Below are 21,046 nucleotides of genomic sequence, written 5' to 3' on the forward strand. Positions count from 1 at the left end.
ATGTTATTTAAAATTTTACAGCATTAATATTCATCTTCACGATAGCCAAGGTCTCGCAACTGTGCCATTTTATTACGCCAATCTTTTTGTACCTTCACCCATAACTCTAAAAACACTTTCGAACCGAGTAGCGCTTCGATATCAGCACGTGCACGTTGACCGATTTCCTTTAACATTTGACCGCGTTTGCCAATAATAATTCCTTTTTGCGAATCACGTTCAACGATAATTGTCGCCGCCACATATACAGTATCGCTATTTTCCCGACGTTCAATCGAATCGATGACAACTGCAATGGAATGTGGTACTTCTTCGCGCGTTAAATGGAGCGCTTTTTCACGAATAAATTCGGCGATAATAAATCGCTCCGGGTGATCTGTCACTTGATGCGCAGGATAATACTGCGGTCCTTCAGGTAAGTAGTTTTTAATTTGCTGCAACAACGTTTCTACGTTATTTCCTTGCAACGCTGAAATAGGAATGACTTCGGCAAACGAATGGAGTGAGCGATATTGCTCAATCAGCGGTAATAGATCATCAGGATGCACTTCATCAATTTTATTAATGACTAAAAACACTGGCGTTTGTACTTGTTTTAAACGTTCAATAATAAACTCGTCACCGCGACCGAGCCCTTCTACAGCATTCACCATAAATAAAATTAAATCAACTTCTTGCAACGCGCTTTGCGCTACTTTCACCATAAAGTCGCCAAGCTTATGTTTCGGCTTATGAATGCCTGGCGTATCAATGAAAATGATTTGTGCGTCATCTGTTGTGTACACACCTTGAATTTTATTGCGCGTCGTTTGCGGTTTATCGCTCATAATCGCAATTTTTTGCCCGATGACGCGATTTAAAAATGTAGATTTCCCTACATTTGGTCGTCCGATAATTGCTACGAATCCTGATTTATATCCTTCCTGAATCATAAAAACCTCCATCGCATAAAGTTATGCTTGATTTTTATTTTACCAAAATATGAACGCGATTTCACTACTATTTATGAAAATGTAAAGAATTTTTAAAAAATACATGCAAATAAGGCAAGAAAATGGAAATGCCAATGATGATAGAAAGAAAAGCAAAAACAAGTACGGCACCAGCTGCTAAGTCTTTTGCTTCTTTTGCTAATGGTCGATACTCATCCGTCACTAAATCAACCGTCCGTTCAATTGCGCTATTGACAATTTCCAAGCTGATAACGATACCGATCGTTATCAGCAACACAAGCCATTCCATTTTTGAAACGCGAAATACCGCTGCAGCGACGACCACGATAATCGCGGCTACGAGATGAACACGCATATTTCGCTCATAACAAACCGCAAGACGAATCCCATTTAAAGCATACCATACGCTAGCGACAAATCGTTTCCAACGCACAATCGATCATCTCGTTAAGCCGAACTGTTGTAATAATTGTTCTTGTTTCGCAAACATCACTTTTTCTTCTTCTTCCGTTTCATGATCATAACCGAGTAAATGTAAAAAACCGTGTACAGCTAGAAAACCGAGTTCGCGCATAAACGAATGACCGTATTGTTCTGCCTGCTCACGCGCTTTTGGAACGGAAATAATAATATCTCCAAGCACAGGTGGTACATCTATACCGACAATTTCAATTTCTTCTTCACCCATCTCTTCAAGGGCGAACGAAATAACATCGGTCGGCTGATCTTTTCCACGATAATCGCGATTAATTTCGCGAATTTTTTCATTATCCACAAATGTGACGCTTACTTCTGCCCCATCTGGCACATGTTCTTCCTTTGCAGCATGTTGTAATAACTGTTCAATAAGCTCGATTTGTTGTTCTGTTATTTCATTCGTTTCATCCATAAAGTCAATAATTAACATATTCTTCCCTCTCTCCGTTAAAGTGCAAAAAGGACCCACATGAGTGCGGGTCGCATTTACATTCCTGCATCTTCATATGCGGCGATAATTTTGCCGACAAGCGGATGGCGTACAACATCAGCTTGCTCCAAAAAGACGAATGAAATTCCGTTTACATTCGTTAAGATATCTTTTGCAACCGCAAGTCCAGAACGAACACCTTTTGGTAAATCCACTTGCGAAATATCGCCGGTAATGACCATTTTCGAGCCAAAACCAAGGCGCGTTAAAAACATTTTCATTTGCGAAGGGGTCGTATTTTGTGCCTCGTCTAAAATGACAAACGCATCATCTAACGTTCTACCGCGCATATAGGCAAGCGGGGCAATTTCAATTGCACCGCGTTCAATTAATCGTTGTGTATGTTCGTGACCGAGCACGTCATGAAGCGCATCGTAAAGCGGACGTAAATACGGATCAACTTTCTCCTTTAAATCTCCCGGCAAAAAACCTAAATTTTCACCCGCTTCCACAGCAGGACGCGTTAAAATAATCCGCTTGACTTGTCCGTTTTTCAATGCCTGTACAGCCATCACAACCGCTAAATACGTCTTTCCTGTTCCTGCTGGCCCGATACCAAAAATTAAGTCGTGGCGCTGGATAGCCGATACATATTGACGCTGACCGAGCGTTTTGACGCGAATCGCTTTTCCTTTCGCATTTTTTCCAATTTCTTCGTTGTACAGTTCAACGAAATAAGAAATCGTTCCGTTTTTCGCCATTTGTAGCGCATAAAGCACATCTCGTTCGCTAATCACAATGCCTTTACGAATAACAAGCAACAAATGGCGAAGCAACTCATCAACAAGCTCAACATGTTGCTTGCTTCCTGACACGCTTATCGCTTCTCCGCGCGTCACAATTGAAACACCGAGCTCTTGCTCAATGCGCTTTAAATGAACATCGTGCGTACCAAATAAAGCGAGCGCTTCATCTGCATTTTGTACGTTAGGATAAATCGTGACAAACTGTTCCGACATTCCTCAATCTCCTTGAATAATTGGTTGTGGTGTCGCAATGTTTTCAATGACTTGGTAATGCATTTCTACTTTTACTTTACCATTCTCCTTCGTCTCATGCAAAACTTTTTCACCTTGGATGGTCGCATCCGAAGGCAGCTGTCGCTTTAACTGTTCACGCGCGATTTGTTTCGCCACTTTCCTTGCTTGATCGTATGAATATTCACGAACAGCGATTTCTTTTTCGTGCCACACTACTTTTTCATAGCGAATCGGTAACGTCCATGTCAAGAAACGAAACGTTTTTTCATCGACTTGTTTTTCAAATGTTGAAAATTTCTCTTTATGATTCCAAAAAAACGGGATTTTCCACGACCAAAAACGAACGTAATGTGTTTCGCGTTTTTTTCCTGTCAACATATAAAACGTCGTTTTTAACGGAACGACGACTGTAGACTTGTACCACGTCTCACCTAAAATTTGACCGCGCGCTGGCACGATCTTTGTTTGTCCTTCTTTCCCAATAAATCCAGAAACGAGTAGTTGTCCCGGAACGACATGATCATTTATTTCTACAACTGCTTGCCCTTGCTCAACAAACATATACGTAATAACCGCTTTTTTCTTTGCAACAAGATGTTGGGGGGTATTCGATTTCGTTTCTGTCGGTTGCTTTTTTTCAACGACTCGGCAATATAGCGTTGTTCCACGCCATTCAACACCAATCCATGTTACCGTGTCCATATGATTCATTAACGTACGCTGGATCGTTTCGGGACTCGGAATCACAAACTGTAGCGCACCACGTTCAACCCCCATCTTTTTTAATTGTTGCCTCACCGTATGTTCTACTTCTGGATTTGCTCCTGTGATTTCAATGCGCCAAATCATATTAGACAATAAAAAAACGATGCATATAAAAGCAACTAGTCCGACAACGATACCGCTATTTTTCCATGACGCTTTCAACCAAAACGGTGCCCCTCGCCGTTTGAGAACATATAGCTTACACCCACTTTTACGCATCGCTATTCGCACGTGGCGAATATCGCGAAGAAGTATATAACACGTGAGCGAATGTTCTCCCTCTCGCCTCACGTTCCATACGTATATCCCTCGGCGTGTAAATTCATTTAATAACCGTTCTAATCCTTTTCCAACAATACGTATGCGCAAGTTGCCTGACATTCGATACATCCACTCGTTTTTCACACCCGTCCCCCCCTATTCTTCTAAATATAATACTTGACTAATTTTCCCTTCGAGCAAAATTTCTTCTGGCAAAATCGTTTTAATGCTAAACGATTCCCCTTTAACAAGTAGCTGACCATTTTTTAACAACAAGCGTAATTCGCGATCTGTAAACAGAAGTAAACCGCGATGGTTTTCTATGTAAATATGAATATGCCCAATCATCGTAATGCGGGGGAGGTCAGCGACAACGTCCGCAGGCAGTTCCATTTGATTTGTTAACCATTGTCGCATTTTGTTTTTCCATTTTCCGATCATAAACAAAACCCCCTTTCATCTCATATGTATGAGCGAAATGGGGGTTATAGCACTTATTTTCTACCGTACGGACGCTTTGCGCGCGGCGGACCGAGTACCTCTGAAAAGATCACACCTTGCACGAGCGGATGTGTCGGCAATTGTTTCGTCTTTTTATGTTGCTCTTCTGCCGGTCGTGATACAGTCATTCGTTCTTGCGCCTTCCTAACAGGACGTGTCATTTTCGGCTCCATCTCTGTTGCAATGACCGTTGTTTTTTGTTCTTGCTGTTGTGTTCGCTCAACTGTTTCCTCCACAGTTTTGATGCGTTTTCCGATCCAAGAAATAAACGCTCCTAAAATAAAGACGACAAATATGTTATTAAGAAGCCAATCGATGAGCGTCATCATTTATTCCTCACCTTTTTTCTTCATCTGGGTTTTGTGTAAGTTTCCCAATCGAATCACGCATATTCGTGTCCGCCATAATGTTTTTTAAGTTCATGTAATCCATGACACCAAGCTTACCCGAACGGAGTGCTTCTGCCATCGCAAGCGGCACTTGCGCTTCGGCTTCTACGACTTTCGCTTGCATTTCTTGCACGCGTGCTTTCATTTCTTGTTCAAGTGCAACTGCCATCGCCCGACGCTCTTCCGCTTTCGCTTGTGCAATCTTTTTGTCCGCTTCCGCTTGGTCTGTTTGCAATTCTGCACCAATATTTTTCCCAATATCAATATCTGCAATATCGATCGATAAAATCTCAAACGCCGTTCCTGAGTCTAACCCTTTTGCTAAAACAGTTTGTGAAATCATATCTGGGTTTTCAAGCACTTTTTTATGATCGTCTTGAGAGCCGATGGTAGAAACAATACCTTCTCCTACGCGTGCAATAATCGTTTCTTCTCCCGCACCACCAACTAATCGATCAATATTTGCTCTTACAGTAATGCGCGCTTTCGCCTTCACTTCAATGCCGTCCATCGCCACGCCAGAAATAAACGGCGTTTCAATGACTTTTGGATTGACGCTCATTTGTACCGCTTCTAATACATTTCGTCCTGCTAAATCGATTGCCGCACAACGTTCAAACGTTAAATTAATATTCGCTCGCTGTGCAGCGATTAAAGCGTTAACGACACGGTCAACATTTCCTCCGGCTAAATAGTGGCTTTCTAACTGGTTAGTCGTGACATCAAGCCCTGCTTTTTTTGCCTTAATTAGTGGATTAATGACACGTGATGGAATGACGCGGCGTAAACGCATCCCAATAAGCGTAAAAATACTAATAGGCACACCAGAAGCAAGCGCGGAAATCCAAAGCATAACTGGAACGAACGAAAAGAATACAGCTAATAACACAAGCCCTAACGCAATTGCAATAATAAATAAAAGTTGATCAGGTGTCATACAAATTCCTCCTCTTTTTTACATTCTCGAACGACGACTTTTAACCCATCTACATGAATAACTTCAATTGGTCGATGTCGTTCAATATATTCTCCTTCTGTGACAACATCTACACGTTCGCCATCAATGAGCGCTGTTCCTGCTGGCCGCAATACAGTGATGGCCACTCCGCGTTTCCCGACTAAATCCATACGTGCTTCATGGGACACATATCCTTCTTCATTCCGCTGTTCGTCGGTCAGCACTATTTTTTCAAAAAGCGCCATCTTCTTTTTGCTTACTCGGCTAAGCCATAATCCCATCATAAGCGCACCCACAATGGCTACTGCTAACGACATCGTAACAAATGGGGAATGTTTTGCTGCCAAAAATAAACTCCACACGAGCGTACCGAGCCCGAGAAAACCAATGACGCCACCTGGCACAAACAACTCAATGACTAACAAAATAAGACCAATAGCAAACAACATCATCGCCCCAACGCCGGTTAAACCAGCTGCTAAATGCGATGAGAAAAAAAGCAAAAAGCAAATGAGGCTTCCCGTTCCTTTCCATCCCCAGCGCGCATCGTACAGTTGCCAAACAAACAACACGCTACCAGCGATGAGCAGAAGCGCAGCAAGAAACGGATGCGTGAAAGCAACAATTAGACTAGCCATCCTTTTTCCTCCCTTCATTTTTAGTACGGATGAAAAGAAAAAAAGTTTCAAAAATGAAAAAACACCTTACGAACTCGTAAGGTGTTTTAGCTTAAATGTTGTTGAACAAGTTTGTTTACGAGCGAGCCGTCAGCTTTTCCTTTCACTTTCGGCATGATCGCTCCCATCACTTTACCCATATCTGCTTTTGAGGAAGCACCGACTTCGGCAATCGTTTCTTTTACGATTTGCACAAGCTCTTCTTCGCTCAACTGCTTCGGCATGTAAAGTTCAAGAACCGTAATTTCTTCCTTGACTTTATCAACAAGGTCTGTGCGACCAGCTTTTTCAAATTCTTGGAGGGAGTCTTTACGCTGTTTTAATTCGCGAGAAAGTACGGTTAATTCTTCATCCTCGGTCAACGTTTTGCCAAGTTTAATCGCTTCATTTTGTAAAGCGGATTTCACCATGCGAATGACCGATAATTTGTCCTTCTCTTTGTTTTTCATCGCTTGCTTCATATCATTGTTCAAACGTTCGAGAAGACTCATAAATACACCCTCTTTTAATATTTGCGCTTTCTAGCCGCTTCAGACTTTTTCTTACGTCTTACGCTTGGCTTTTCATAGAATTCGCGCTTTCTTGCTTCTTGCAACGTACCTGTTTTTGAAACCGCACGTTTGAAGCGACGAAGAGCATCTTCAAGCGACTCGTTTTTACGAACGATCGTTTTTGACATCCTACTTCCCTCCCTCCGAACAAAACCGCTAATCCTTGGTACATGTTAAAACATGTACTTTCAAAGTATAATATAACCAAGCTCATAAGTCAACTTCTTTTTATGAGCTTAGCCGAATGGCTTCATGAGCATCGTCAATGACACGAACAAATTCCCCTTCGTTATATGGATAGCCTGCTTTTGTAATTTTCACTTTCACGAGTTGACCGACCATTTCTTCTGTTGCTGGGAATTTCACTTTTAAATAGTTATCCGTATAACCGACGTATAACCCACTCGCTGGATCTTCTTTGTAAAGCTCTTCTGGAATGACTTCAAGCACTTGTCCTTCAAACTTTGATGCGTACTCTTTCGCTAGCTGATCGGAAAGTGCAATTAAACGATGCACGCGCTCGTTTTTCACTTCTTCATCGACTTGATCTGGCATTCTTGCGGCTGGTGTGCCTGTCCGTTTTGAGTATGGAAAGACATGCAGTTCGGAGAAGCGTTGCTCGCGAATAAATTCATATGTTTCCATAAATTCTTCTTCCGTCTCCCCAGGGAAACCGACGATGACATCTGATGTTACAGCTAAGTCTGGAAATACTTCACGTAAACGAGCTAGTCTCTCCGCAAAAAATTCAGTTGTATATTTGCGGCGCATTCGCTTTAACACCGCGTTTGAACCAGATTGCAACGGAATGTGTAAATGACGGACGATTTTATCCGATTGTCTCAATACGTCGATCACTTCATCTGTAATTTGGCTCGCTTCAATCGATGAAATGCGCAAACGTTTTAATCCTTTTACTTGCTCATCAATATCGCGCAACAACATGGCGAAATTGTAATCTTTCATATCTTCTCCATATCCACCTGTATGAATGCCCGTCAATACAATTTCTTTATAGCCCGCGTCAACGAGTTGTTGCGCCTGACGAATAACTTCTTTCGGATCGCGCGAGCGCATTAAACCGCGCGCCCATGGAATAATGCAAAACGTACAAAAGTTATTGCACCCTTCTTGAATTTTTAGCGACGCCCGCGTTCGATCGGTAAATGCAGGCACATCAAGCTCTTCATATACACGCGTTTTCATAATATTGCGCACACCGTTAATTGGCTGGCGTTGTTGTTTAAACTGCTCAATGTACTCTAAAATTTTGCCGCGATCTTGTGTCCCGATGACAATATCGACACCGGGAATCGCCATAACTTCCGCTGGAGACGTTTGCGCATAACAGCCCGTTACGCATACGACTGCATCAGGATTGCGGCGCACCGCGCGACGAATGACTTGACGGCTTTTTTTATCGCCTGTATTCGTTACTGTACACGTATTAATAACGTATACATCTGCGTGGCTTTCAAATTCTTTTCGCTCGTATCCTGCTTGTTTAAATAACTGCCAAATCGCTTCTGTTTCGTAATGATTCACTTTGCATCCTAACGTATGAAATGCAACCGTTGGCATGTAGATCACCTCACTTAAGTTCCCATTCATAAGATACAGCGGATAATGCATATAATGGCGCTGTCTCTGCCCGTAAAATACGTGGTCCAAGACTGCATGCGACGAATCCATGTTCTTTTAATAACGCCACTTCTTGTTCAGAGAGGCCTCCTTCTGGTCCAAAAACGATGAGGAGAGAGTCCTCTTTGTTCATCGTTTGAAGAAGATGAGCAAACGAACGGTGACGTCCTTCTTTCGCCTCTTCTTCATACGCAATATATTTATAATTGATGTCGCGCGCCCATGCAATAAGTTCACGAATCGTCATCGGAGCATAAACAGGTGGCATGTAAGCTCTGTGCGACTGTTCAGCCGCTTCTTTCACGATTTTTTGCCAACGTTCCACTTTTTTATCCCCTTTCTTCTCGTCCCATTTCACGATCGAACGAGAGGTGATAAGCGGAAGAAACCCTTTTGCTCCAAGCTCTGTTCCTTTTTGTAAAACGAGTTCGTATTTATCTCCTTTTAGCAATCCGCTTGCGACATATACGTGTACAGGAAGTTCAACGTTTGCCTCTATCCATTGTATAATACGGCAGCGAACAAAATCATTGGAAATTTGTTCGATCTCACAAAGCATCGTTTCACTACGTTCATTACAACAAAGAAGGCGATCCCCTTCATTCATGCGCATCACCCGTCCGATATGATGGACGTCATCGCCAGAAATCATGACGTGATCGCCAACGATTTGCTCGTTACGTACAAAATATCGTTGCAACACGAACACCCTTTTTATTGTTTTTTCGCAATAAACGCAACCCAGTCTTCCATCGTTAACGTTTCTTCAATGGTAAAACCAGCACGAAGAAGCCCTTCCTTCACTTCTTGTTTTTTCGTTTGAATGATACCTGATGTAATAAACACACCATCTGAACGCAACAGACGATACGCATCGTCGACAAAACGAAGAATAATTTCAGCTAAAATATTTGCGACGATGACATCTGCTTGTTCATCCATTCGATCAAGTAAATTGTTTTGCGAAACGGTGACAACATCGTGCACTTTATTCAACTTCACGTTCAATTTTGCACTTTCTACTGCCACAGGATCTAAATCGAGCGCATGGACACGCTTTGCCCCTAACATCGCAGCCGCAATGCTTAAAATGCCTGATCCCGTACCGACATCAACCACTACATCCCCTTTTTTCACTGTTTTTTCGAGCGCTTGAATACACATGACTGTTGTCGGATGCGTGCCTGTACCAAACGCCATGCCCGGATCTAATTCAATAATTAATTCATCGCTTGAAACCGGTTCATACGTTTCCCATGTCGGAACGATCGTAAATCGCTCAGAAATTTTGACCGGATTGTAATACTTTTTCCACGCTGTTGCCCATTCCTCTTCATTCACTTCGCTAATTGTAATTTTATTTCGTCCAATGTCGATGTTATATAACATTAAGTTATTAATCGCTTGTTTAATTTCTTCGACCGTTTCACCTAAAAAACTATTCACCGGTAAATATGCTTTAATAATGACGCCTTCTTCGGGGTAATCGTCAGGATTGAGTTGGTAGATTTCCCCGTAAGTCGTTTCTCGTTCTTTCGTTAGTTCAAACGGATCTTCAATGACGACACCACCAGCACCTGCTTCGTGTAAAATATTTGAAATTGCCTCGACCGCTTCGTGTGTTGTATGAATGCTTATTTCTGACCATTTCATAAATCTACCAACTCCTCCTTCACGTTACTCCCCTTTAAATGCTCGCTTCACTTTTGCAAAAAAGCTGTCTTCTTGTCCATTCCCTTGACTGAGTTGTTCAAATTCACGCAACAATTGTTTTTGACGTTCCGTTAATTTCGTTGGTGTGACAACACGAACGCGAATATGTTGATCTCCTTTTCCGTACCCATGCACATTCGGTACTCCTTTTCCTTTCAAACGGAATTTTGTACCTGTTTGCGTACCAGCTGGAATTTTCAACTTCACTTTTCCATACAGCGTCGGCACTTCAATCTCTGCACCGAGCGCGGCTTGCGTAAATGTAATTGGCATTTCACAATAAATGTCATCGCCATCTCGTTCGAAAAATTCATGTGGTTCAACGTGGAAAACGATGTACAAGTCTCCTGATGGTCCACCGTTTATTCCTGGCTCACCTTGACCTGCTAAGCGCAATTGTTGACCGTCATCGACACCAGCAGGAATTTTGACGTGAATTTTTTTTCGTTTTTTCACGCGACCTGTTCCATGACATGTCGAACATTTTTCTTTAATAAAGTGTCCTGTGCCGCCGCAATGATGACAGGGGCGACGATTTACGATGCGGCCAAACGGCGTCGCTTGTTCAATCGTTAATTGCCCTGTACCGTGACAGTACGCGCACGTTTCTTTTTTCGTTCCTGGTTTCGCCCCAGAACCGTGGCACGTATCGCACGTTTCTTCACGTGGAATTTCAATATTTGTTTCCTTTCCAAAAACCGCTTCTTCAAATGTTAAACGCATCGTATATTGCAAATCTGCCCCTGCACGCGGTGCGTTCGGATCACGTCGACGCCCACCGCCAAAAAAACTACTAAAAATATCTTCGAATCCACCGAATCCACCGAATCCACCAAAATCAAAATCAGCGCCGCCAAATCCACCAAACTGTTGATTCGGATCGGTATGACCGAACTGATCGTAGTGCGCGCGCTTTTGGTCATCGCTTAACACTTCGTATGCTTCTTTAATTTCTTTAAACTTTTCAGCTGCATCGGGCGCTTTATTAATATCTGGATGATACTGCTTTGATAATTTTCGATACGCCTTTTTAATTTCTTCTTTTGTCGCGTTTTTACTCACACCGAGCACTTCATAATAGTCTCGTTTACTCATGATCACCCACTCCCGACTCGTTCACATGAACGTAATTTTATCATTGTCTCAACTTGTTGCGCAATACATTTGATGTTTCCATAGCAAAAAAGTCAAAGCCAAGGCAGGCCTGACTTTGACTTTTTGTTTGTTTACTTATCTTCTTTCACTTCTTCAAATTCCGCATCGACGACATTGTCGTCTTTTTTGCCTTCGCTTTGTTGTGCTTGCGCTTGTTTAGCTGCTTGTTCATATAGCTTAACAGAAAGCTGTTGCACAACTTCTTGTAGCGCATTTTTCTTCGTGCGAATGTCTTCAATATCTTTTCCTTCAAGCGCTGCTTTTAACGCATCTTTTGCTTCTTGCGCTTTTTTCACATCCGCTTCGTCTACTTTTCCTTCTAATTCTTTTAACGTTTTTTCTGTTGTGAAAATGAGATGGTCTGCTTCGTTGCGAAGTTCCACTTCTTCTTTTCGCTTCCGGTCTGCTTCTGCATTTTCTTCTGCTTCTTTAATCATGCGTTGAATTTCTTCTTCAGACAAACCAGAAGAAGATTTAATTGTAATCGATTGCTCTTTATTTGTACCTAAATCTTTCGCACGTACGTGCACAATACCGTTTGCGTCAATGTCAAACGTTACTTCAATTTGCGGCACACCGCGCGGAGCTGGTGGAATGTCTGTCAATTGGAAGCGACCGAGCGTTTTGTTGTCGGCAGCCATTGGGCGTTCACCTTGTAAAACGTGAATGTCTACCGCTGTTTGGTTGTCTGCTGCCGTCGTGAAAATTTGTGATTTGCTTGTTGGAATTGTCGTGTTACGTTCAATTAATTTTGTAAAGACGCCACCCATCGTTTCGATACCGAGTGAAAGTGGTGTCACGTCTAACAATACAACGTCTTTGACGTCCCCAGCGATGACCCCACCTTGAATCGCTGCACCAATTGCGACAACTTCATCTGGGTTTACGCCTTTATGCGGTTCTTTTCCAATTTCTTTTTTAATTGCTTCTTGAACAGCTGGAATGCGCGTTGAACCACCGACAAGAATAACTTTATCGATGTCCGCAGGCGTTAATCCCGCATCTTTTAACGCTTGACGAACAGGACCCATCGTACGTTCAACTAAGTGTGCGGATAATTCTTCAAATTTTGCGCGCGTTAACGTCATTTCTAAGTGAAGTGGACCGTTTTCGTTTGCGCTAATAAACGGCAATGAAATTTGCGTTTGCATCACGCCAGAAAGTTCTTTTTTCGCTTTTTCCGCTGCATCTTTTAAGCGCTGCAATGCCATTTTGTCTTTCGATAAATCAATGCCGTGTTCTTTTTTGAACTCTTCGACTAAGTAATCGATGATAACTTGGTCAAAGTCGTCACCACCAAGATGGTTGTCACCAGCAGTAGCTTTTACTTCGAATACACCGTCACCTAGCTCAAGAATGGAAACGTCAAACGTACCGCCACCAAGGTCGTATACGAGAATCGTTTGATCTTCATCCATTTTATCTAATCCGTATGCTAACGCCGCCGCTGTCGGCTCGTTAATGATGCGCTCAACTTCTAAACCAGCGATACGGCCAGCATCCTTTGTCGCTTGACGTTGTGCATCGTTAAAATATGCAGGAACAGTAATAACAGCACGTGTTACAGGCTCACCTAAATACGCTTCTGCGTATGATTTTAAGTATTGTAAAATCATCGCAGAAATTTGTTGCGGTGTATATTCTTTTCCTTCGATTTGCACTTTATAGTCTGTACCCATGTGGCGTTTAATTGAAATGATTGTATTTGGGTTTGTGATCGCTTGACGTTTTGCGACTTCACCAACTAAACGCTCACCGTTTTTAAACGCAACGACAGATGGTGTCGTGCGACCTCCCTCTGGGTTTGGAATAACTTTTGGTTCACCGCCTTCTAATACAGCGACGCAAGAGTTTGTTGTACCTAAGTCAATACCGATAATTTTGCTCATCCATAATCCCTCCCTATTGATTTACTTTGACCATTGCCGGACGAATGACACGATCTTTTAGTTTGTAACCTTTTTGAAACTCTTCCACAACTGTGTTTGGTTCATAGTTTTGATCGTCGACTTGCATCACCGCTTGGTGCACATGCGGATCGAACGGTTTTCCAACCGATTCAATCGCTTCAACGCCTTCTTTTTTCAGCGCTTCGATTAACGAACGATAAACCATTTCCATGCCTTGCAGTAACGATTTTGCTTTTTCATCTTCGACTTGCACTTGTAATGCGCGTTCAAAGTTGTCTAAAATCGGCAACAAATCAGAAACTAAGCTTTGCGCGCGATATTTTTCAGCCGCTTCCATATCTAAACGCACACGGCGACGATAATTGTCAAAATCAGCATGTAAACGAAGGAAACGATTTTCTGTTTCTGCCAACTTCGCTTCCAATTGAGCAATTTTTTCATAAGCAAGCGTTAACTCATCTTTTTCTTCTTGTTGCGTTGCTTCATTTTCCACTTGCTCTTCTGATGCTTGCTCGCTTTGTGCATCCTCATGTTGTTCAATCGTTTCATCATATGTACGCTGTTCTTTCTCCATCTTCTCACCTCCCTTAAACACTCGAAAAGCGGATGGGGAAATTCCCCATCCATAATATTGACATTGCTAATCTTTTTGATACCACATCGTTAACGCCTTCGACAAATCCGTTGCAACAAGGTTTAGCAGCGAAATGACGCGCGAATATTCCATACGGGTTGGGCCAAGCACAGCGATTGTGCCAAGTTTCTCTCCACCGACGGAATATGTCGCTGTAATTAAACTGCAGTTTTCCATCCCTTCGACATCGTTTTCGGTACCGATTTTCACCTGGATACCTTGTTGATTATGCTTTCTTAGTAAACGATAAAACTCTTTTTCTTGTTCAATGATGTTAAATAAAGCACGAAGTTTATCGATGTCGCTAAATTCCGGCTGACGAAGCATGTTCATCTTTCCGCTTAAAAACATTTGTGCAGGCGCATTTAAATCCAAAGAAGACGAAATCATGCGCAACATGTGGTCGTAGCTTTGGATGTGTTCACGAAGAACGTGCGCAACTTCCGTTTGAATTTTATCTGTCAAATCTTCTAAAGGGACACCCGTCAACCGTTCATTTAAAATGTTTACCATCTTTTCAACATCTGATGGCGGAATAGATGGCGGGAGCGTCACAACATGTTTTTCAACATAACCTGTATCGGTCACAATAATCGCGACAGCCGTTTCCGCATTGAGCGGAATAATTTGAATCGTTTTTAACTTATGTTCTTTTACTGAGGGACCGAGCACAACCGTCGTATAGTTCGTTAAGTCTGATAAAATTTGCGCCGACTTTTGAATAAGCTTTTCTAATTCGTATATTTGTTCATGAAAAATCGACTGAATCGTTTGCACATCCTTTTGTGTTAACCGAACAGGCGGCAACAAATGGTCGACGTAATAACGATACCCTTTTTGAGACGGGACGCGACCAGAGGAAATATGCGTTTTTTCAATAAAACCGAGCTCCTCTAAATCCGCCATTTCATTGCGAATCGTCGCCGAGCTGAACGTAATTTGCTCTTTTTTCGATAACGTTCGCGAACCAACCGGTTGCCCTGAACGAATAAAATCATCGACAATAATTTTTAAAATTAACAATTGGCGATCGGATAGCAATGCTCATCACCTCTGTTAGCACTCTAATAAAGCGAGTGCTAAATCTACTATTAAGGTATCAAATTGAGCTTGTCGTGTCAAGATGAAACGCCGAGAAACGACTGAAATACTTCGTTTCCAAGCAATTTGCCACGATGCGTCAAAACAATCGCTTCTTCTGTCTCTTCAAGCAATCCGTTTCGTTTTTGTAAAGCAATCGCTTCATCAAAGACGTCATGCACCGTTTTTCCATATCGTCGAAAAAATTCATCTTTATTTACTCCTTCGCTTTTTCGTAAACCGAGAAACATATGCTCTTCCATTTGTTCCTCTTTTGACACAACATGTGTATTGATATAAGGAAATTGACCTTGTTCAATGAGTTGGATATATTTTTTAATCGGTCCGGCGTTTACGTACCTTACGCCGTTCATATAACTATGCGCTCCCGCACCAAATCCGTAGTAGTACTCGTTATTCCAATATGTCATATTATGGCGGCTATTAAATCCGTTTTGGGCATAATTGCTTAGTTCGTACTGTTTATATCCGCGTTGTTCCATTTGTTCCATAATGATTTCATACATCTGTGCTTCTTCTTCTTGACTCGGCAATCGTAACGCCTGCTTTTTCATTAAGTTATAAAAAACCGTTTTCGGCTCAATAATTAACGAGTAGGCAGAAACGTGTTGAATGGGTAATGAAAACGTTATGTGCAACGTTTCTTTCAGTTGATCGATTGTTTGTGTCGGTAATCCGTACATTAAATCGATATTTATATTATGAAAACCGAGTTCGTTCGCCCGTTCAATTGTTTCGATTGCCGTTTCCTTCGTATGTGTACGTCCAATGTGTCGTAGCAGTTCATTATCAAACGTTTGTACCCCGAAGCTAAGGCGATTGACTCCCCATTGCTTGAGCACATACAACTGTTCATCGCTTACTCCATCCGGATTCGCCTCTACGGTAAACTCAACATTCGAAGCGAGCGGAACTGTGCGATGAATGGCGCTCAATAATCGATCAAGTTGTTTAGCAGTAAGCGACGTCGGTGTACCACCACCAATAAACACCGTTTGTAATTGCGAGGTCGGAAAACGTTCAAACGTTCGCTCCATCTCGATAATCAACGCATCAAGATAAGCATCGACCGGTTGTTGATGTAAAAACACTTTATTGAAATCACAATAATGACAAATGTGCGTACAAAACGGAATATGAATATATGCTGCTTGAATCACTCGTTTCACCCTTTTCTATATAAAAAACCGCAGAATGGTTCTGCGGTTTATTTTTGATCGTCCATCTTTAGTACAGCCATAAATGCTTCTTGCGGCACTTCAACAGAGCCGACTTGCTTCATGCGCTTTTTCCCTTCTTTTTGCTTTTCAAGCAACTTACGCTTACGAGAAATGTCCCCGCCGTAACATTTCGCTAATACGTTTTTACGCAACGCCTTAATCGTTGAACGCGCAATAATTTTATTGCCGATCGCTGCCTGAACAGGAACTTCAAACTGTTGGCGTGGAATTAAGTCTTTTAATTTTTCAACAATCACTTTTCCACGGTCGTATGCTGAATCGCGATGAACGATAAACGACAAGGCGTCAACTTTTTCACCGTTTAATAAAATATCCATCTTCACTAGCTTAGACGGCTTATAACCGATCAATTCATAGTCAAACGATGCGTATCCTTTTGTGCTCGATTTTAAAATATCGAAGAAATCGTATACGATTTCAGCAAGTGGTAATTCGTACGTCAACGTAACGCGACGCTCGTCTAAATATTGCATATCACCGAAAATACCGCGTTTCTTTTGACATAGTTCCATAACAGGACCGACGTAATCGTTTGGCACCATAATTGTCGCACGTACATACGGTTCTTCCACACGTTCAATTTTTTGTGGATCTGGCATGTTGGATGGATTATCGACGGCGAGCTCTGTTCCATCTGTCAAATATACTTTATATACAACGCTTGGCGCTGTTGCAATAATGTCAATGTTAAATTCACGTTCTAAACGCTCTTGAATAATTTCCATATGCAAAAGTCCTAAGAAACCGCAACGGAAACCGAAGCCAAGCGCTTGTGACGTTTCCGGCTCAAACTGCAACGCCGCATCGTTTAATTGTAGCTTTTCTAACGCCTCACGCAAATCGTTGTAACGCGCTGTATCAATTGGATATAATCCGCAAAACACCATCGGATTTAAACGGCGATACCCCGGAAGCGGTTCGTTTGCTGGGTTGTCGGCATGCGTAATCGTATCCCCGACGCGCGTATCGCTTACGTTTTTAATCGATGCGGTTAAATATCCAACATCACCGACGGTCAACTCGTCAACGACTTTCGCTTTCGGCGTAAATACGCCCACTTCAACGACTTCAAACTCTTTTCCTGTCGCCATCATTTTAATTTTTTGACCTGCTTTTACTGTTCCTTCGACCACGCGAATGTATGCGACAACCCCTCGATATGGATCGTAAAGCGAGTCGAAAATAAGTGCTTTAAGCGGTGCATCTGGATCTCCGGATGGAGCAGGAATTTTTTGAACGATTTGTTCTAAAATTTCGTCGATCCCGATGCCGACTTTGGCTGATGCCAACACAGCTTCGGATGCGTCAAGACCGATGACATCTTCAATTTCTTGACGAACACGTTCAGGATCGGCACTTGGTAAATCAATTTTATTAATAACAGGTAAAATTTCCAAGTTGTTATCGATCGCCAAATATACGTTCGCAAGCGTTTGCGCCTCAATGCCTTGCGCTGCGTCAACGACTAAAATTGCCCCTTCACACGCCGCTAAACTGCGTGACACTTCGTACGTAAAGTCGACGTGCCCAGGCGTATCAATGAGATGTAAAATGTAGTCTTGTCCATCTTTCGCTTTGTAATGAAGCTGGACGGCATTTAATTTAATCGTAATGCCGCGCTCGCGCTCTAACTCCATCGAATCGAGCGCTTGCTCTTTCATCTCGCGCTCAGATAGTGCACCTGTCTTCTCGAGAATGCGGTCAGCAAGTGTCGATTTGCCGTGATCGATATGCGCAATAATGGAAAAGTTGCGAATACGATCTCGTCTTTTTAGTCTTTCTTCACGATTCATCTATGTTCCACTCCTATAATTTCCGAAATACGCTAGCTTTGATTATAGCAACAACGTTCGCAATATTCAACGCAAAAAAAGAAAAGGCGGAGTGCTATCCCGCCTTTTGCATCAATGAGAACATTTGTTCAACGAGCGAATGAACGAATGTCGCAAGTTTTTGTCCCGCTTTTGAAAACATGTTAAATGCCTCAATTTGTTGCAGTTTTTCTTTTTTCTCTTCGATGGATTGACCGAGCACGATCGTTTCATCTTTTGATACATGTACAACTTGCTCGAGAGAAGGATCGTTATACCCTTTCATTTTTCGCATTCCTTCGTTCGCTTGCTGCATGCCGAGCAATACCCCGACTAAAAAAATGACGGCGATGAGTAAACTTTGCATCATAAATTTCACCATCTTACCCACCTACTTTTTCTCCGCTGGTTGTGTCGCATTCACCTTCTCCGCTTGCCAATAATATTCACTAAATACATCCGCTACAGCTGCTGCTGTTCGATACAATTCTTGAAATGTATTATCCACACCGCCGAACTCAATTAAAATGGCGTTTTCCGATAAATCTTGATTGAATTTTCCGTTTGTGCCGACCCCTTTTTTCTCAAACGTGCCACGACTCAAGCCCGGATATTTTTTTTCTAGCATTTCATGCAATTTTGTTACCAACTGTAAATTTTTTTCATACTTCGCATTCTCTCCACCGATAATAAACGATACTCGCGCATAATCCACTCCGTTAATCGTCACCGTCGTATCGTTACGGCGTCGAGAATCGCGGTGAATGTCAATCAAATATTGCACGTCACGATTGTTTGCCATCGCTTCAACGACCGTTTTACGCGACATATCATACGCTTGATAATATTCCATGTTATTTTTCAACAACTTCCCTATAAAGTCGGTCGTATCAACAACCGTTCCAATGCCGCGCTTTTCTAGCTCTTCTCCTAATTTTTTTCCAACTTTTGTAACATTCACAGTCGGATGATGCGCAAAGTTTGGATTCGTCACCCCTTTTAATGCTGGTAAATACGATTCTTGTGTATGCGTATGATAAATGTAAACGACTTTCTTTCCTCCTGTCGTTTGCGACGGCGCAGGAGCAGGTGGTGCTTCCTCCTCGTGAAGTTGTTCTTGCGCAGCTTCACGCTCCGCAAGCAACACTTCTAAAGGAGGAGGAGATTCGTATGGAATGTTTGTAAAGTCCGTTCCTTCCCCAGCTAAAATAATTTCGCTATCATATAACGAAAAACCGGGAAGCTCTCGTCCGAGCAAGCTGCGTGGATCGTTCAAATTAACGCTTGTCGTCATTTGAAAAAAATACTGGGAATACGGGAATTGTTGTTTATCTTTCGGCAACGTTTGACGAAAGTACACATTTTCAAAAGAAAGCAAATGCACGAGCGATTCCGTTGAAAATTGATTCGCCACTTCATGAACAGACGAAGAAGAGAGACGATATGTCGATGTCGCTGTCATCGTGGCGACAACTGTCAACGTTCCCATAAATGTAAACAAAATAAATACAAGCCACTTTTTTATACTCGTTCCGTGAACGGTCACCATCATGTTCATCACTTCACCCTTTCAAAGCTTGTCTACTCTATCAATATGACAACGCTTTGAAAGATAGAACGAAAAAACTAATGCGTATATGCCCCAACGTTTTCTTGATCAATCCGATGATGCAAAGCAGCGTTCAGCCCGCTCGCCAATATGTTCGCCATTTCCTCGATAAATACGTCGACTTCTTTTGGTGTAACCATTAAATTATGACCGATCGGGGCAAGCACTTCATAAATTAACCGTCGCTTTTCTTCGTCATCCAATAGACCGACCATCCCTAAAAAAGCTGAACGATCTGCCTCGCTCGGTAAATCTTCTTCCGTTAACTTTTTTTTCTTTCCGAATACGAGACTTGCTGGCGCAAGCGCACGAGCTGCTCGATTGCCTTCCTTCATCTCACGACCGAGATGCTTTAGCAACAAATCAATCGTATCGCTTGCAATCGATACAGCATCAACAACCGTCGGTACACCAATCGCAATCACGGGAATACCTAGCGTTTGTTTACTTAACTCTTTTCTTTTATTCCCAACACCCGCTCCTGGATGAATGCCTGTATCAGAAATTTGAATCGTCGCGTTGACTCGTTCGATCGAACGCGCCGCTAACGCATCAATCGCAATAATAAAATCTGGTTGAGTTTTTTCGACAATCCCTGCAATCACGTCGCTCGTTTCAATTCCGGTCATCCCCATTACTCCTGGAGCGAGCGCGCTCACCGAGCGAAATCCGTCTTGAACACTTTCCGGTTGCAACTGAAATAAATGCCGCGTCACTAATAAGTTCGATACAGCTAGTGGACCGAGCGCATCGGGAGTTACTTCCGCATTCCCTAATCCGACAACAAGACAACTTGCTTCTCGTGGGATGCCAAGCTGCTGTAAAAAAGCATAAAAATGTTTAGCAAAAAGCTTTTCTACTTTTTGCTGTAAGTCGGTATCCTGTGTACGAATGCCTTGGGCTTCAATTGTTAAATACTTTCCTGCTTTTTTTCCTAACGTTTTTGCCCCTTCTTCCGTCACTTCTACAAATGAAAAATGAACACCATCTTCTTCCCAGTCACGAATCAATACCCCCTCAAGCGAAGTTTCCTGCTTGTTTTGTAGTCGTTCTTCAATCGCTATTTCATGCGCTTCAATCGCTAAATCCGTTCGTACACTATACGGTCGTAAATCGATCATACCGCTTCCTCCATGTATTTTTTATCATTTGTTTTATCCATTTTCCTCCTTTTTCATACAATCGTACTTTTCGTCTTTGCCCTATTGCATAATTAAGAGCAGTTTGGT

23 protein-coding genes are annotated in these 21,046 nt (G+C 42.3%); all 23 read right to left on the reverse strand.

Going from position 1 to position 21,046, the window contains the following annotated elements; translation table 11 throughout:
* Window positions 1-23: 23 nt before the first annotated feature.
* A complete protein-coding gene (era, locus tag BO219_RS06150) occupies window positions 24-932 on the reverse strand; it encodes a GTPase Era (RefSeq protein ID WP_077428803.1) in 909 nt (302 codons plus the stop codon).
* Between the two features lie 67 nt (window positions 933-999).
* Window positions 1,000-1,386, reverse strand: a complete 387-nt coding sequence (locus tag BO219_RS06155) for a diacylglycerol kinase family protein (RefSeq protein WP_077428805.1) — start codon at window positions 1,384-1,386, stop codon at window positions 1,000-1,002.
* 6 nt (window positions 1,387-1,392) lie between these two features.
* Entirely contained in the window at window positions 1,393-1,860 is a 468-nt protein-coding gene (gene ybeY / locus BO219_RS06160; RefSeq protein WP_004889474.1) for an rRNA maturation RNase YbeY, read from the reverse strand.
* Window positions 1,861-1,916: 56 nt separating this feature from the next.
* Complete coding sequence (locus BO219_RS06165; RefSeq protein ID WP_077428806.1) at window positions 1,917-2,879, reverse strand: PhoH family protein; 963 nt, start codon at window positions 2,877-2,879, stop codon at window positions 1,917-1,919.
* 3 nt (window positions 2,880-2,882) lie between these two features.
* Window positions 2,883-4,070 (reverse strand): sporulation protein YqfD, encoded by a 1,188-nt coding sequence (gene yqfD / locus BO219_RS06170; protein WP_077428808.1) that lies wholly within the window; start codon window positions 4,068-4,070, stop codon window positions 2,883-2,885.
* A 12-nt stretch (window positions 4,071-4,082) separates the two neighbouring features.
* On the reverse strand, window positions 4,083-4,367 hold the full coding sequence (gene yqfC / locus BO219_RS06175; RefSeq protein ID WP_004889469.1) for a sporulation protein YqfC: 285 nt from the start codon (window positions 4,365-4,367) through the stop codon (window positions 4,083-4,085).
* A 53-nt stretch (window positions 4,368-4,420) separates the two neighbouring features.
* Window positions 4,421-4,756 (reverse strand): hypothetical protein, encoded by a 336-nt coding sequence (locus tag BO219_RS06180; RefSeq protein WP_077428810.1) that lies wholly within the window; start codon window positions 4,754-4,756, stop codon window positions 4,421-4,423.
* 7 nt (window positions 4,757-4,763) lie between these two features.
* Window positions 4,764-5,753 (reverse strand): flotillin-like protein FloA, encoded by a 990-nt coding sequence (gene floA, locus BO219_RS06185; protein ID WP_012574511.1) that lies wholly within the window; start codon window positions 5,751-5,753, stop codon window positions 4,764-4,766.
* On the reverse strand, window positions 5,750-6,412 hold the full coding sequence (locus tag BO219_RS06190) for an NfeD family protein (protein ID WP_077428812.1): 663 nt from the start codon (window positions 6,410-6,412) through the stop codon (window positions 5,750-5,752). Before BO219_RS06190 ends, floA begins: the two co-directional genes overlap by 4 nt.
* Before the next feature lie 86 nt (window positions 6,413-6,498).
* Window positions 6,499-6,942 (reverse strand): GatB/YqeY domain-containing protein, encoded by a 444-nt coding sequence (locus tag BO219_RS06195; protein ID WP_003393899.1) that lies wholly within the window; start codon window positions 6,940-6,942, stop codon window positions 6,499-6,501.
* A 14-nt stretch (window positions 6,943-6,956) separates the two neighbouring features.
* Entirely contained in the window at window positions 6,957-7,130 is a 174-nt protein-coding gene (gene rpsU / locus BO219_RS06200; protein ID WP_003393897.1) for a 30S ribosomal protein S21, read from the reverse strand.
* 100 nt (window positions 7,131-7,230) lie between these two features.
* On the reverse strand, window positions 7,231-8,583 hold the full coding sequence (gene mtaB / locus BO219_RS06205; protein ID WP_077428814.1) for a tRNA (N(6)-L-threonylcarbamoyladenosine(37)-C(2))-methylthiotransferase MtaB: 1,353 nt from the start codon (window positions 8,581-8,583) through the stop codon (window positions 7,231-7,233).
* A 10-nt stretch (window positions 8,584-8,593) separates the two neighbouring features.
* A complete protein-coding gene (locus BO219_RS06210) occupies window positions 8,594-9,343 on the reverse strand; it encodes a 16S rRNA (uracil(1498)-N(3))-methyltransferase (protein ID WP_077428816.1) in 750 nt (249 codons plus the stop codon).
* A gap of 14 nt (window positions 9,344-9,357) precedes the next feature.
* Entirely contained in the window at window positions 9,358-10,296 is a 939-nt protein-coding gene (prmA, locus tag BO219_RS06215) for a 50S ribosomal protein L11 methyltransferase (RefSeq protein ID WP_006317836.1), read from the reverse strand.
* A 24-nt stretch (window positions 10,297-10,320) separates the two neighbouring features.
* The gene (gene dnaJ / locus BO219_RS06220; RefSeq protein WP_077428943.1) at window positions 10,321-11,451 is read right to left on the reverse strand and encodes a molecular chaperone DnaJ; all 1,131 of its coding nucleotides are present in this window, start codon (window positions 11,449-11,451) and stop codon (window positions 10,321-10,323) included.
* Between the two features lie 131 nt (window positions 11,452-11,582).
* Window positions 11,583-13,400, reverse strand: a complete 1,818-nt coding sequence (gene dnaK, locus BO219_RS06225) for a molecular chaperone DnaK (protein ID WP_077428818.1) — start codon at window positions 13,398-13,400, stop codon at window positions 11,583-11,585.
* A gap of 13 nt (window positions 13,401-13,413) precedes the next feature.
* The gene (grpE, locus tag BO219_RS06230; RefSeq protein ID WP_077428820.1) at window positions 13,414-13,995 is read right to left on the reverse strand and encodes a nucleotide exchange factor GrpE; all 582 of its coding nucleotides are present in this window, start codon (window positions 13,993-13,995) and stop codon (window positions 13,414-13,416) included.
* 66 nt (window positions 13,996-14,061) lie between these two features.
* Window positions 14,062-15,096 (reverse strand): heat-inducible transcriptional repressor HrcA, encoded by a 1,035-nt coding sequence (gene hrcA / locus BO219_RS06235; RefSeq protein ID WP_006317832.1) that lies wholly within the window; start codon window positions 15,094-15,096, stop codon window positions 14,062-14,064.
* A gap of 77 nt (window positions 15,097-15,173) precedes the next feature.
* Window positions 15,174-16,316 carry a radical SAM family heme chaperone HemW gene (hemW, locus tag BO219_RS06240; RefSeq protein WP_198936654.1) on the reverse strand — a complete coding sequence of 381 codons (1,143 nt, stop codon included), beginning with the start codon at window positions 16,314-16,316 and terminating at the stop codon, window positions 15,174-15,176.
* Window positions 16,317-16,363: 47 nt separating this feature from the next.
* Window positions 16,364-18,190 carry a translation elongation factor 4 gene (gene lepA, locus BO219_RS06245; protein WP_006317830.1) on the reverse strand — a complete coding sequence of 609 codons (1,827 nt, stop codon included), beginning with the start codon at window positions 18,188-18,190 and terminating at the stop codon, window positions 16,364-16,366.
* Between the two features lie 94 nt (window positions 18,191-18,284).
* Window positions 18,285-18,590 carry a YqxA family protein gene (locus tag BO219_RS06250; protein WP_077428824.1) on the reverse strand — a complete coding sequence of 102 codons (306 nt, stop codon included), beginning with the start codon at window positions 18,588-18,590 and terminating at the stop codon, window positions 18,285-18,287.
* Window positions 18,591-18,599: 9 nt separating this feature from the next.
* Window positions 18,600-19,769 (reverse strand): stage II sporulation protein P, encoded by a 1,170-nt coding sequence (gene spoIIP, locus BO219_RS06255; RefSeq protein ID WP_129000590.1) that lies wholly within the window; start codon window positions 19,767-19,769, stop codon window positions 18,600-18,602.
* Window positions 19,770-19,834: 65 nt separating this feature from the next.
* On the reverse strand, window positions 19,835-20,938 hold the full coding sequence (gene gpr, locus BO219_RS06260) for a GPR endopeptidase (RefSeq protein WP_077428828.1): 1,104 nt from the start codon (window positions 20,936-20,938) through the stop codon (window positions 19,835-19,837).
* Between the last annotated feature and the right edge of the window lie 108 nt (window positions 20,939-21,046).

This window comes from Anoxybacillus kestanbolensis (assembly GCF_001996285.1).
Taxonomy (GTDB): Bacteria; Bacillota; Bacilli; order Bacillales; family Anoxybacillaceae; genus Anoxybacillus; species Anoxybacillus kestanbolensis_A.